Here is a 13,950-nt window from a genome sequence, read left to right as displayed (position 1 = left end):
CGTGACGACATGGGCGTCAGGATCATGGATCTGCTCGGCGGCAGCCTCGGGTCCCTGCGGTACGAGCCCACGGCGAAACGGATCCGCGTCGCGCTGGCCGGTGAACCGGTCGCCGACACCTGCGACGCGCGGCTGGTGTGGGAGCCGAGGCGCGTCGTGCCCACCTTCGCGATTCCGGTGTCGGCGCTCGCGGCCCATCTGGTGCCGGCCGGCGCCGAGTCAGGCGCGCAGAGCGACCGGCCGATCCTCGACCCGTCGATCCCGTTCAACGCGCACACGTGTGCCGGCACCCCGTTCGACGTCATCGCGGGCGATGAGACGGCCGCGGCCGCGGCGTTCCGGCCCGACGACCGCGACCTTGCCGACTACGTGATCCTGGATTTCGCCGCATTCGGGTGGCGCGAGGAGGACGAGCCCATCGTCAGCCACCCGCACGACCCGTTCAGCAGGATCGACGTGCGGCCCAGCAGCAGGCACGTGCGGATCGAGACCGACGGGCGACTGCTGGCGGAGTCATCGCGCCCGCTGCTGTTGTTCGAGACGATGTTGCCGGTTCGGTTCTACCTGCCCCGCGAGGATGTCGCAGTCCGGCTCGAGCCCAGCGACACGGCGACGTACTGCGCGTACAAGGGCCGCGCCGCCTACTTCTCCGTTCCCGGCGGGCCGCGGGATGCGGCATGGACCTATCGCGAGCCGCTGCTCGACGCCGAGCCCGTGCGTGATCGCATCTGCTTCTTCGACGAGCGGGTCGACGTGTTCCTCGACGGCGAGCTGCGCGACCGCCCGGCCACGCCCTGGAGTGCGCAATGACCTTCCGCGAACTGCACTACGGCGACGCGCCGCTGCTGCTGCCGAACGCGTGGGATGTGCCGTCCGCGCTGGCCCTGCTGGCCGCCGGCTTCGGCGCGATCGGGACGACAAGCTTCGGGGTGGCGTCGAGCCTGGGCCGTCCTGACGGCGGCCGCTCGACCAGGGGAGCGAACACCGAACTGGCCGAGGCACTCCGGCCGCTCGACTGCTTCGTCAGCCTCGACATCGAGGACGGCTACGCCGACGATCCCGCGGAGGTCGCCGACTATGTGGCCGACCTGCCGGTCCACGGCATCAACATCGAGGACAGCACCTCCGAACGGCTGATTCCGGCCGACGATCACGCCGCCAAAGTCCGTGCCATCAAACGACGCTGCGCCGATCTGTTCGTCAACGCCCGCGTCGACACCTACTGGCTGGGACAGGACGCCACCGTCGCGGCGACGCTGGACCGGGCGATCCGCTACGTCGACGCCGGGGCGGACGGCATCTTCGTGCCGGGCGCCACCGAGCCCGGCGTCCTGAGCGAACTGACGGCGGCGATCGAGCGGCCCGTCAACGTCCTGGCCATTCCGGGGCGATCCCTCGCCGAGCTGTTCACCCTCGGGGTGCGACGGGTCTCCACCGGGTCGCTGCCTTACCGTGCCGCGATCCACGCGGCGGTCGCCGCCGCCACCGCTGTCCGCGATGGCACCGAGTTGCCTTCGGCCGCCCCGTATCCCGAGATGCAGGCCCGACTGGCCGGCTACGCGGCTCAGAAATTCAGCGGGTAACCACCGCTGAGCTTGAGGGTTTCGCCGGTGATGAAGGACGCCTCGTCAGAACACAGAAACAACATCGCGGAGACGACGTCGTCCATCGTGCCCAGCCGGTGCACGAGCTGACGCCGCTGGACGAGATCGTCGACCAGCTGCCGCGGCAGATCCGCCAGCGCGTTCTCGGTGTTCATCAGGCCGGGCGCGATGGCGTTGACCCGGATGCCCTCCGCCGCCAGTTCGGTGGCGAACGCGACGGTGAGCCCGCGCACCGTCAGTTTGGACACCGCATACGGAGTGGTGCTCATGTACGCGGCCACCGACGAGATGTTGAGCACCACCCCGCCACCGCGCTGCCGCATCGATTCACGGCAGGCCAGCGTGGCGTTGATCACCCCCATCACGTTCACGTCGAAGAGTGCGCGAATCTCGTCGCGCGACAACACCCCGAACGGTCGGTTGTACCTGGTGAGATGCAGCCCCGCGTTGTTGATGAGGATGTCGACGCCGCCGAACCGGTCCACGGTCGTGGCGACCGCGGCATCCACGCCGTCGGAGTCGGCGACATCGCACTCGACCGCGATCACCCGGCCGCCGGCCGAAACCAGTTCGGCCGCAGTATGTTCGGCCGTGTCGACATCGATGTCGGCCAGCACCACGCTGACCCCCTCGGCAACCAGCGCACGCGCGAACGCCCGCCCGAAGCCGACGGCTCCGCCGGTGATGACTGCCGTGCGGTCGGATCTCATACGCGGCGATCGATCGGCCGCACCGTGGCGTCGGTGTCGGGCCGCGCACTCCCCTCGGGCAGCACGGTGGACTGCAGTGCGAGGACGGCGGCGTCGTATTCGTCGCGCGTCCAGAAGCCCGAGTGCGCGCACACCGGACCGGCCGGGTCGGGGCCATATCTGCCCGGCGCCACGTCGAGCAGCCGGCAGTCGACCGTGTTCAACGCCTCGGCCATGTCGGACGTCCCTCCCTCTGCCGCGGTGCACACCGGCGACGTGTCGAAGACCCATGCGCCGATCGGATCGCTGAGCGCCCACAGGTTGATCCACCGCGGGTCCGGCCGTCGCTGCCGGTCCCGGAGCCTGTTCATTGCCTCGACTCCGAAGTAAGCCGGGAAGTTCTGCCCGTACAGCCGCCTCAGCGGCGACCCGAACGTCAGCAACGGGTACTTCTCGTTGTCCATCTTCGCCTGCAGCAGCGTGGCTGCCGCGATCACCGTGCCCTGGCTGTGGGCGACCAGGATCACCCGGCCGGTCTCGGTGTCCGTGCTCAGCGCCGCCAGCCGAAGTCGCAGATCCCACACGGTCCGCACACCGTATGACGGCGGGGTCAGCGGATGGTTCGCCCGCGGCCAGAACGTGGCGACGTCCCACAGGATCGCGACCATCCGCCGCAGCTGGCGGTTCCGGAAGGCGGCCACGGCCAGGCCCACCAGACCCACCGCCAGTGAAACCGTGATGGCCACACTGATGTTCGTGAGCACCGGGGACCAGTCGACGACAGAGTCGAAGCGACCCACGAGCAGATACAGCACCGCCATTCCGATGATGACCGCGACGGCCACCAGCGCGAGCCCGGCGACCAGTCGCGCGCCGATATCCGTCAGTGACGCCAGCGCGCGGGCCCTGGCGATGCGGTCGACCTGTGCTGCGACGGCCTTGTCGTCAGTGTTCGCGCCGGGATAGTCGGCGAGCACCCCGCCCCGTTCCCGCGCGGTGCGCCGGGGGATGACCCACAGCCACATGTAGACGCCGGCCATCGCGGCAACGACGATCAGCAGCACGGTGGCGACGGCGGCCCAGACATACGGGGGTGGGACGATCAGCGGCGCATCGGACGCCACGGCACGAACCCTGGCGTCAAAGCTCTCGGTGGGACTCCCGAGAATCCGTGTCCTGAGGCAGGTGTCGCAACTCGCGGCCGACGTGGACACCACGGCCTTACCCAGCACCTGTGCAGTCCACAGCCCGACGCCGACACTGAACCCGCCCGCGATGAGCCACCCGAGCAACGCGACCAGCGGGGCGGTGAATCCCCCCAGCGTCATCCGATACCCCGGGGCGCCCTCGGTCTTGCGCGCGGCCTCGGTGCCGCGCATCGACACCGCGGTGAACAGGAACAAGGCGGCCAACAACACCACCTGGGCACCCAGCACGGCGTAGATCGCCCCCCGCAGGCCGGGCAGGTGCGTCGGCGCCGGCGGATAGGTTGCGTCGGCCGCGATCACCCAAATCAACGACGCCGCAAGCAGTCCCAGCGACAGCCATCGCAACGCCATGAGTGGGCCCGTCAGTCGATTCACCCCGGTGCCACCGCGCGCGGTGGCCATGTTCGAGGCGGTGGCGCACACCGCGACGGCCAACACCACACCATCGGCGACGAGCAATCCGATGCTCACCCCGCGGGTGAGCGGGGTGACCGCGTACCGCAGGGGCGGGGCCACCGTGATCGCGGCCAGCCCCGCCGCCCACGCCGTCACGTGACAGGCGCGCATCCGTCGCACCGAATCGTCGGGGTTCCAGAAGGAGCCGACTTCCAGCGGCACTTCACCCTCGGTCACTGCGGGGCTCGGTGGATGGGGCTTCTTCTCGCTTCCCTCGCGCTTGGTATCGCGCGCCGGTTCATCGCCCCGGGTGACCACCGGCTCCTCGGAGCCGAGCCGCCACAGGAGAGCGATCATCAGCACCAGTGGGACGGCGCTGACCGCCACCTGCACGCCGCGGTCCAGTGACGCGAGGAACGCCAGCGGTGCCCAGCGGGCGCTGCAGTACTCCAAACCAGCACACTGCCAGACCGTTACGTCCATCGCCGCTACCGCGGCGGCGAGCATCAAGGTCAGCGTGAATGACAGCGCAATCAGCCGCAGCAGCCCCACCGCGACGGCGGCGGGAAGCCTTCTGGATGCCGGCGGCAGCATCCAGTGCGCGAGGTCGACGAGGATGAACGGCAGAAACAGCAGCCACAGCGCACGGCTGGCGCGGCCCGATGTCAGCCCGCCCCACGAATACGCCTCCGTCACACCGCGCCAGTGCCCGGGCGGCGGAGGATGGGCGGCATCGTCGATCCATTCGGGCCTGCGATAGAAACCCGCGGACTTGTCGCCGGCCTTCTGCTCGAGGAACTCGGCGGAACAGTTCAACAGCGCTTCCGGCGAGGTGCCCGAGACCCCGTGCACGCGCAGCTCCACCACCGTCGGGTTGTCGGCCATGCACTCATCCTGGCGTGTCGTCGTCGGCGCCAGCGGCGAAATTCGGAAGTGGTTTGGCGGCCGCGTGATTGGGCACGTTCTAGAAGGAGACGATGTCAAGGAGGGCGACGATGCGCGCAGTCACGTGGCAGGGACGGCGAAAGGTGTCCGTCGAGACCGTTCCCGACCCGCAGCTCAAGGAACCGACCGACGCGATCATCCGGGTGACGAGCACCAACATCTGCGGGTCGGACTTGCATCTGTACGAGGTGCTCGGGGCCTTCATGAGCCCGGGCGACATCCTCGGCCACGAAGCCATGGGTGTCGTCGAGGAGGTCGGTGGTGCGGTGGCTGACCTCGAGGTCGGCGACCGGGTGGTGGTTCCGTTCAACATCTCCTGCGGGCACTGTTTCATGTGCGGCCAGGGCCTGCAGAGCCAATGCGAGACGACGCAGAACCGCGACCAGGGTACGGGCGCCGCATTGTTCGGCTATTCCAAGCTGTACGGCGAGGTGGCGGGCGGCCAGGCGGAGTACCTGAGAGTTCCGCAGGCGCAGTACACCCATATCAAGGTCCCACAGGAGGGCCCCGACGAGCGATATGTGTACCTGTCCGACGTGCTGCCCACGGCGTGGCAAGCCGTCCAATACGCGGAGGTGCCCGAGGGCGGCACGCTGCTGGTGCTCGGCCTGGGCCCGATCGGCTCGATGGCCTGCCGGATCGCCTGTCGCAGAAACGTTCGGGTCTTCGGTGTCGACCTGGTCGACGAGAGGCTGAACCGGGCGCGCGAGTACTGCGCCGACGTCATCGACCTCCGCAAGGGCGCCCTCGAAGACACGGTGCGCAGCCACACGGACGGCCGGGGCGCCGACGCGGTGATCGACGCTGTGGGAATGGAGGCACACGGCTCACCGATCGCCGAGACCGCTCAGACCGCGGCCGGCTTCCTGCCCTCCCCGGTGGGGCGCGCGGTGATGAAGCACGCCGGCGTCGACCGGCTGGCCGCGCTCAATTCCGCAATCGCGCTGGTTCGCCGCGGTGGCACCATCTCGCTGTCCGGGGTCTACGGCGGCGCCGCCGACCCGATCAACATGATGACCCTGTTCGACAAGCAGATCCAGCTCCGCATGGGCCAGGCGAACGTCAAGAGGTGGGTGCCGGACATCATGCCGATGCTCACCGACGACGATCCGCTCGGTGTCGAGACGTTCGCCACCCACCGGCTTCCGCTCAGTTCGGCGCCCGACGCCTACGAGACCTTCCAGAAGAAGGAAGACGGCATGGTCAAGGTGGTGCTCAAGCCCTGACGGGGTAACCGGATCGCATGGACCAATCCGAGGCACCCCTTCTCGACGCGCTCACCCATTACCGTCGGAGCAACCGGTACGGGTTCACCCCGCCGGGGCACCGGCAGGGACGCGGCGCCGACCACCGGGTGCTCGCGGTGCTCGGACGGGAGCCGTTCCGGGACGACGTGCTCGCCAGCGGTGGCCTCGACGACCGTCGTACCAGCAACAAGTTCCTCAAGCGGGCCGAGGATCTGATGGCCGATGCCGTCGGCGCCGACCTCGCCTTCTTCTCCACATGTGGCAGCTCGCTTTCGGTCAAGGCGGCGATGATGGCCGTCGCAGGCGGGGATGGCGGCCTCCTGGTCCCCAGGGACAGCCACAAGTCGATCGTTGCGGGGCTGATCTTCTCCGGAGTGCAGCCGCGGTGGATCACCCCGCGCTGGGACGCCGACCAGCACTTCTCGCATCCACCGTCACCGCAGGACTACCGCGACGCGTGGGACCGCCATCCCGATGCGGCGGGTGCCCTGGTGGTCAGCCCGAGCCCCTATGGCACCTGCACCGATCTGGCCGGCATCGCGAAGGTGTGCCACGACCGCGGCAAGCCGCTGATCGTCGACGAGGCATGGGGCGCACATCTGCCGTTCCATGAGGACCTGCCGATCTGGGCGATGGACGCAGGCGCCGACATCTGCGTGGTGAGCGTGCACAAGATGGGTGCGGGTTTCGAACAGGGTTCGGTCTTTCATGTCCAGGGTGATCTCATCGACCGTGCCCGGTTGTCGGCGTGTGCGGACCTGCTGATGACCACCAGCCCGAACGTGATGGTGTACTCGGCGCTCGACGGCTGGCGTCGGCAGATGGTCGAGCATGGCCACGAATTGCTCGGCGACGCATTGGAATTGGCGCGCGGGCTGCGCGATGATATCGAACTGATCCCCGATGTCGAGGTGCTCGACGACGAGTTGCTCGGCGCGCAGGCTTCCCACGATCTGGATCGTCTTCAGATTCTGATGGACGTGTCCGCGACGGGGACCTCGGGCTACCAGGCGGCCGACTGGCTTCGTGAACATCGGCAGATCGACCTCGGGATGAGCGATCATCGCCGGATGCTGGCGACGATGTCATTCGCCGACGACAAGGCAACCGCCGAGCGATTACTCGAGGCGCTGTGGTCCTGGCGCAAAGCGGCTGACGACTTCGATCGGCCACCACCGATCCGGCTGCCCTCGCCCTCGGAGATCGAACTCGAGAACATCCAGCTGCCGCGCGACGCCTTTTTCGGCGCGGTCGAGGAGGTGCCCGCCGGCCAGGCGGCGGGACGCGTCTGCGCCGAGCAGATCACGCCGTACCCGCCGGGTATCCCGGCAGCGATCCCCGGCGAGCGACTCGACGATGCGGTGATCGACTACCTTCGCTCGGGCCTGGACGCCGGGATGAACGTGCCCGACGCGGCCGACCCGTCGCTGAAGACCTTCCGCGTCGTCGCCACCTGAGGACTACCCGGTACCCCTGGTTTCGGATGGCGTCCTTCTGGCAACATTACTCACGAGTCAGATCGGGTCCGACGACAGTCAGCGGATGGGGATGACAATGGAGTTCGATCGGGGTTCGGCAAACCTGTCGGTGGTTGCCCAGGGCGGTGAGGGTGGCGGCGCGGCGCTCGACCAGGTGATCGGGATGTCGGTGGTCGCGCTGGTGGTGACCCTGGGTCTGCTGTGGATCGGCTACCTGCACCGTCAGCGACGAATCACCTGGCTGAACAGCCTGGCGGAGTGGGCGGCCCGCAAGTTCCACCGCCCGCCGTGGGTGGCGTTGCCGATGGCGCTGTTCATCGCCACGCTCATCTGCGCCCTGTTCGGGTTCATCTGGGACGTCAGCCTGCACATCGGCAAAGGCCGGGACCCCGGCCCGCTGGCGAATCCCGCGCACTACTTCATCCTGTTCGGCCTCTTCCTGTTGTTCATCGCCGGTTGTCTGGCGTGCGTGCTTCCCTACGACAAGCCCGGTCCGGCCGCCGTCCGGATCACCAAGAACTGGTACGCGCCCGTCGGCGGCATCGTGATGGCCGGGTGCGGACTGTACGCGCTGACCGGGTTCCCCCTCGACGACATCTGGCACCGCATCTTCGGCCAGGACGTCACGCTCTGGGGACCCACCCACCTCATGATGATCGGCGGCGCGGGCTTCTCGACCCTGTCGGCCGTCATGCTCAACCACGAGGGTCTCAAGGCCATGGGCGACGATGCTCCGTCGGGCGGCATCGGCATCAAGTTCATCCAGTATCTCGGCTTCGGCGGCGTCCTGGTCGGGCTGTCGGTGTACCAGATCGAGTTCGACTTCGGCGTACCGCAATTCCGCCAGGTGTTCCAGCCCATGCTGATCGCCGCGGCGGCGGCGCTGGCCCTGGTCGCGGCCCGCGTGATGATGGGCCGGGGCGCGGCGGTGATCGCGGCGCTGCTGGCCATCGCGTTGCGGGGTGGCGTGGCGCTCCTGGTGGGACCCATCCTCGGGTCACCGATCAACTGGTTCGCGCTCTACCTCGGCCCCGCGATCGTCGTCGAGGCGATCGGCCTGACACCGTTGATCACACGCCCGCTCCTGTTCGGCGCGGTCAGCGGCCTCGGGGTGGCGACCATCGGACTGTGGCTGGAATCGCTTTGGGTACAGGCGGTTTACCACTATCCGTGGCCGACGAGCATGTGGCCGGAGGCGCTGGCGATGGCCGTGCCCGTTGCCATCCTCACCGGCGCGTGCGGAGCCATGGTCGGCATGGTGCTCACCTCTCAACGGCTGCCCTCGCGGGCGATCAGCATCGGTCTCGTCGTGCTGACCGTGTTGGGCGTCGGCGGCGCGACGGCCAACGGGCTGCGCTACCACGTTCCGCAGAACGTGACGGCGAGGATCACACTGACCGACGCCCCACCCGCGGCGCCCGGGCAGCGGATGGTGGACGCCGACGTGCAGATCAACCCGCCGGACTTCGTCAGCGAGCACCCCAACTGGGTGTCGATCCTGGCGTGGCAGGGCCATCTGGAGAACCAGCGCGGCGAGGTCGTCACCAACCTGCAGAAAGTGGGCCCTGGCCACTACCGCACGACCGACGCCGTACCGGTCTGGGGCACCTGGAAGACACTGTTGCGCGTGCACGACGGAACGACGTTGGCCGCGGTGCCGATCTACCTCGCTGCGGATCCGGGCATCGGCGCCAAGGAAGTCCCGGCCGATGCGGCGATGACCCGGCCGTTCGTCGCCGAGATCACCATCCTGCAGCGGGAGCGCAACCCGGAGACACCGGCGGTGCTGTGGACGGTCGGCTGCCTCGTCGTGCTGTTCTGCACGCTGGTCCTCATCAGCGGCCTCAGTTGGGGCGCGGGCCGGATCAACCGGAGCGAACCGGAGGGCAGCAAGTCCGAATTGCAGCCCTCGGCACAGGCATGACCGGATCACCGCCGGCCGAGATTCTGGCGCACCACGCGCTGCTGCTGGCGATACCGGCGTTCGTTCCCGCGATCATCGTGGCCGGCGTGGTGATCTACATCGCGATGCGCGACCGCAAGAACGATACGCCTCACAGTGAGAACACAGACTCTGACCGCAAAGATGGTTCCTCGTGACCAGAGCAAAGATCCTCACGATGGTGACGGCGGCGGCATTGATCACGGCCGGATGCGGTGACTCGGAGGCACCGGACAACGCTTCGGCCAGCCCTTCGCCGTCATCCGTCAGCCCGTCGGACATGTCCAACGACCAGTCGGCTCCGACCCGGCTCATCATCGACGTGCAGATCAAGGGAAGTGACGTCACGCCCACCAACCAGCAGCTGCAGGCGGCGCTCAAGGAGCAGATCGTCATCCGGGTCAACAGCGACGTGGCCGACGAGCTGCACGTGCACTCCACTCCGGACCACACCTTCAACGTCGACGCCAAGCCGATGCAGTCGTTCCAGTTCAGTGTCGACGTGCCGGGCAAGGTCGACGTCGAACTGCATCACCTGAACAAGACGATCGCCACCATCACGGTGCAGTGAAGTCCGATCGGTCCGTCAGCCTGCTGGCCCATGGCCTCGGTGGCTCGACCGATCTGCCGATCCCCTACACCTACGCGTTGATCGGCGCGGCGTGGACGTTGACGTTCACCTTCGCGCTGGTCGCCTTCGCCTGGCGACGCCCGCGCTTCGACCCGGACAAACCCGGCCGCCCGCTGCCGCGGTGGGTGACGACGGCGGTCGACGCCCCCGTCACGAGGTGGGCCGCCGCGATCGCGGCACTGCTGTTCACGGCCTGGGTCGCGATGGCGGCGATCTTCGGCCCGCAGGACGCGCAGAACGCGGTGCCCGGCGTGTTCTACGTGGTGTTGTGGGTCGGCCTGGTGGCCGCCTCGCTCGTGTTCGGTCCGGTGTGGCGGGCGATCTCGCCGGTCCGCACGGTACATCGCCTGCTCGGCGGCCGATCGGCCGTGGATCGGTATCCGGACGCGCTGGGGTACTGGCCGGCGATCGTCGGCCTGTTCGCCTTCGTCTGGCTCGAGCTGGCCAGTCCCGACCCGGGATCGCTTGCTGCAATCAAGGTTTGGCTACTGGTCTATCTGGTCGTCACCCTGGCCGGCGCGTGTTGGTTCGGCCCGTGCTGGTGCGCGCGGGGCGACCCGTTCGAGGTGTACAGCGTGGTGGCGTCGCGGCCGTCACCGCTGCGCCGCAACCGCGACGGCCGCATCGCGGTCGGGAACCCTTTCGACCACCTCCCGTCGATGCCGGTGCGCCGGGGCACGGTCGTCGTGCTGGCGGTACTGCTCGGATCGACGGCGTTCGACAGCTTCTCGGCGACGCAGGAGTGGCGCAACTTCGTCGACGGCAGCTCCGGCGGATCGACCGTCGCCGCCACGCTGGTGCGCACCGCGGGACTGCTGGTCTTCATCGCGGTGGTGGCGGGCACGTTCTGGCTGGCGGCGCGCTGCACCGGCGGAGTCGACGCCGCACAGCGCCGCACACTGCCCGGCCGGATGGCGCATTCCCTGATCCCCATCGTCATCGGCTACGTGTTCGCCCACTACCTGACCTATCTGGTCGAGCGTGGGCAGCAGACGGTGATCCTGCTGGCCGACCCGCTGGGCCGTGGCTGGAACCTCGCCGGCCTGGGTGATGCGGAGGTCAGTTACGTTCTCTCGCTTCATCCCTCGGTGCTGGCCACCGTCAAGGTGGGGTGCGTGCTGGCCGGCCACGTCGCCGGTGTGGTCGCCGCGCACGACCGCGCGCTGCGACTGCTGCCCACCGGCCACCAGCTCACCGGCCAACTGGCGATGATGCTGGTGATGGTCGGTTACACGTTCACCGGGCTGTATCTGCTGTTCGGCGGCTGAGGACCCGATACCGTTGGCGTACCTGCGCGCCGCCGGGGTCGAGATCGGTTAGCCGGCTTTCGACCGCACCTGGGCCGCCGCCGCCACCAGGTTCTTCAGCGACGCGGACACCTGGTCAGTGGTGCGGGTCTTCAATCCGCAGTCGGGGTTGACCCACAACCCTTCCGGTGGAACGGATTTGAGCGCTTCCCGCAGCGACTCGGCGATCTCGCCGGTGGCCGGGATCCGTGGCGAATGGATGTCGTATATGCCCGGGCCCACGCTGCTGGCGAAACCGGCCGAGTTGAGATCACCGAGCACCTCCATGTGTGACCGGGCGGCCTCGATGGACGTGACGTCCGCGTCGAGATCGGCGATCGCGCCGATCACCTCGCCGAATTCCGAGTAGCACAGATGGGTGTGGATCTGGGTGTCGTCGGCCACCCCCGACGTGGCCAGGCGGAAGGCCGCGACCGCCCAGCGCAGGTAGTCCGCTTTGTCCTTGTCGCGCAACGGAAGCAGCTCGCGCAGTGCCGGTTCGTCGATCTGGATGATCGCGATGCCCGCCGCCTGCAGATCGACCGTTTCGTCGCGGATCGCCAGGGCGATCTGATTGGCGGTGTCCGCCAGCGGCTGATCATGGCGGACGAACGACCACGCGATGATGGTGACCGGACCCGTCAGCATGCCCTTGACCGGTTTCTCGGTCAGCGACTGCGCGTAGCTGATCCACTCGACCGTCATCGGCTGCTGCCTGCCGACGTCGCCGTAGAGAATCGGCGGCCGCACGCAGCGGGTGCCGTAGGACTGTACCCAGCCGTTCTGCGTCGCGAAGAAGCCGTCGAGTTGCTCGGCGAAATACTGGACCATGTCGTTGCGCTCCGGCTCGCCGTGCACGAGCACGTCGAGGCCGAGGCGCTCCTGGAGAGCGATCACGTCGGCGATCTCGGCGCGCATCCGGCGGACGTACTCGGCGTGGTCGATGTCGCCGGACCGCAGCGCCGCGCGGGCGTTGCGAATCGCCGAGGTCTGCGGATACGACCCGATCGTCGTGGTCGGCAGCGGCGGAAGGTCCAGTCGTGCATCCTGGCTCGCGCGGCGATCTGCGGCGGACCCGCGGCGGGTGCCCGAGCCCAGGATCTCGTCGATACGCGCGCGCACGCGGCGGTCGTTGCGCCGCGGATCGGATCGTCGCGAGTCGATTGCCGCCGCCGACGCCGCGATCGCATCGGCCGCCGCGTCGCGTCCGTCGTGCAGCGCACGCGCCAGCGCCGTCACCTCGTCCACCTTCTCCGTCCCGAACGCCAGTCAGCCGCGCAGGATGTCGTCGAGATCCGGCTCGGCGTCCAGCGTGTAGGGCACGTGCATGGTGGAGCACGACGTGGATACGGCCACCGCGCCGGCCGAGCCGAGCAGGGTCGTCAGCGTGGCAAGGGCCCCTTCCAGATCGGTGCGCCACACGTTGCGGCCGTCGACGATCCCGGCGACCACCAGTTTGTCGGCCAGTTCGGGAACCGCGGCCACGCCGGCGGCGCTGCCCGCGACCAGGTCGATGCCGATCGCGTCCACCGGTGTGCGGGCCAGGGCGGGTAGCGCGTCGCCGAGTTCGCCGAAGTAGGTGGCGACGTAGAGCGCGGGGCGTCGCCTTGGCGATGCCAGGCGGTCGTAGGTCCGCTTCGCGATCGATGCAGCATCGGAGACGATGTCGGTGACCAGCACGGGTTCGTCGAACTGCACCCACTCCACGCCTTCTGCGGCGAGAACCTCGAGCAGCTCCAGGTAGACTGCGATGATCTCGTCGAGGCGATCGATGGGGGCACCTGCCCCGCCGACCGGTTTGCTCAGCGCCAGGAAGGTGATCGGGCCGATGACCACCGGCCGGGCCGGAACGCCTTGCTCCCGCGCCTCTTTCAGCTCCGCGAGCACCTTCGCCGGGTCGAGGGTGAACCGGGTGTCGGCCGCGATCTCCGGTACCAGGTAGTGGTAGTTGGTGTCGAACCATTTGGTCATTTCCAGTGGGGCGATGCCCTCGGTGCCGCGCGCGGCCGCGAAGTAGCGATCGAGGTCATCCTCGACTCCGGCCATCCGGGCGGGAAGCGCACCGAGCATCACCGCGGTGTCCAGCACATGGTCGTAGTAGGAGAACGTGTTCACCGGTACCGAATCCAGCCCGGCCGCGGTCAGCTGCTGTCGGGAGTCCCGACGCAAGGCGGCACCGACGCCTTCGAGCTCGGTACGGCCGACCCGCCCGGCCCAGTAGCCCTCGACGGCCCGTTTGAGCTCGCGGCGGGGGCCGATCCGGGCGGAACCGGTGACGGTGGTGGTAAATGGTGCAGCAGTCACAGCGACGTCCTTCACATCCGGAGGGTGGCCATCACCAGGAAACGTCAAACCGGGCGCATCCCGTCGCCGACGGCGTTGCGCTGCCGCGGCCGGTTCGAAGTGATGGTCGCCACACCGCGGGATACCTCGGTCAGCAGGGTGCGATAAGCGCTCACCTCGCGGTTTCCTCCTGAATTGCCGCCTGCGGGCCGTTTGGTTGTGATGCTCCCCCATCGGGCAT

General features: G+C 68.5%; 10 protein-coding genes and 1 pseudogene. 8 read left to right on the top strand and 3 right to left on the bottom strand.

The window, feature by feature from the left end; genetic code table 11:
- Positions 1-9 precede the first annotated feature (9 nt).
- Positions 10-810, top strand: a complete 801-nt coding sequence (locus tag ACVWWN_RS06285) for a DUF427 domain-containing protein (protein WP_457143122.1) — start codon at positions 10-12, stop codon at positions 808-810.
- The gene (locus tag ACVWWN_RS06280) at positions 807-1,583 is read left to right on the top strand and encodes an isocitrate lyase/PEP mutase family protein (protein WP_457143121.1); all 777 of its coding nucleotides are present in this window, start codon (positions 807-809) and stop codon (positions 1,581-1,583) included. The genes ACVWWN_RS06285 and ACVWWN_RS06280 overlap by 4 nt, the downstream gene beginning before the upstream one ends.
- Here ACVWWN_RS06280 and ACVWWN_RS06275 read toward each other — a convergent pair.
- Positions 1,565-2,314 carry an SDR family NAD(P)-dependent oxidoreductase gene (locus ACVWWN_RS06275; protein WP_457143120.1) on the bottom strand — a complete coding sequence of 250 codons (750 nt, stop codon included), beginning with the start codon at positions 2,312-2,314 and terminating at the stop codon, positions 1,565-1,567. The genes ACVWWN_RS06280 and ACVWWN_RS06275 overlap by 19 nt on opposite strands.
- Positions 2,311-4,782 (bottom strand): hypothetical protein, encoded by a 2,472-nt coding sequence (locus tag ACVWWN_RS06270; RefSeq protein ID WP_457143119.1) that lies wholly within the window; start codon positions 4,780-4,782, stop codon positions 2,311-2,313. The genes ACVWWN_RS06275 and ACVWWN_RS06270 overlap by 4 nt, the downstream gene beginning before the upstream one ends.
- Before the next feature lie 110 nt (positions 4,783-4,892).
- Here ACVWWN_RS06270 and ACVWWN_RS06265 point away from each other — a divergent pair, with 110 nt between their 5' ends.
- From ACVWWN_RS06265 to ACVWWN_RS06240, 6 genes are all read left to right on the top strand, one after another.
- On the top strand, positions 4,893-6,068 hold the full coding sequence (locus tag ACVWWN_RS06265; protein WP_457143118.1) for an alcohol dehydrogenase catalytic domain-containing protein: 1,176 nt from the start codon (positions 4,893-4,895) through the stop codon (positions 6,066-6,068).
- A gap of 17 nt (positions 6,069-6,085) precedes the next feature.
- Positions 6,086-7,546 (top strand): aminotransferase class I/II-fold pyridoxal phosphate-dependent enzyme, encoded by a 1,461-nt coding sequence (locus ACVWWN_RS06260; protein WP_457143117.1) that lies wholly within the window; start codon positions 6,086-6,088, stop codon positions 7,544-7,546.
- A gap of 91 nt (positions 7,547-7,637) precedes the next feature.
- A complete protein-coding gene (locus ACVWWN_RS06255; protein WP_457149021.1) occupies positions 7,638-9,491 on the top strand; it encodes a hypothetical protein in 1,854 nt (617 codons plus the stop codon).
- The gene (locus ACVWWN_RS06250; protein ID WP_457143116.1) at positions 9,488-9,667 is read left to right on the top strand and encodes a hypothetical protein; all 180 of its coding nucleotides are present in this window, start codon (positions 9,488-9,490) and stop codon (positions 9,665-9,667) included. Before ACVWWN_RS06255 ends, ACVWWN_RS06250 begins: the two co-directional genes overlap by 4 nt.
- A gap of 20 nt (positions 9,668-9,687) precedes the next feature.
- Positions 9,688-10,080 carry a hypothetical protein gene (locus ACVWWN_RS06245; protein WP_457149020.1) on the top strand — a complete coding sequence of 131 codons (393 nt, stop codon included), beginning with the start codon at positions 9,688-9,690 and terminating at the stop codon, positions 10,078-10,080.
- Complete coding sequence (locus tag ACVWWN_RS06240; RefSeq protein WP_457143115.1) at positions 10,077-11,408, top strand: hypothetical protein; 1,332 nt, start codon at positions 10,077-10,079, stop codon at positions 11,406-11,408. The genes ACVWWN_RS06245 and ACVWWN_RS06240 overlap by 4 nt, the downstream gene beginning before the upstream one ends.
- A 48-nt stretch (positions 11,409-11,456) precedes the next feature.
- On the opposite strand, the pseudogene metE reads toward ACVWWN_RS06240, so the two are convergent.
- Positions 11,457-13,730: pseudogene (metE, locus tag ACVWWN_RS06235) on the bottom strand (5-methyltetrahydropteroyltriglutamate--homocysteine S-methyltransferase).
- Positions 13,731-13,950 lie beyond the last annotated feature (220 nt).

Source organism: Mycobacterium sp. URHB0021 (genome assembly GCF_054057895.1).
This window is presented reverse-complemented; position numbering and strand designations above follow the sequence as displayed.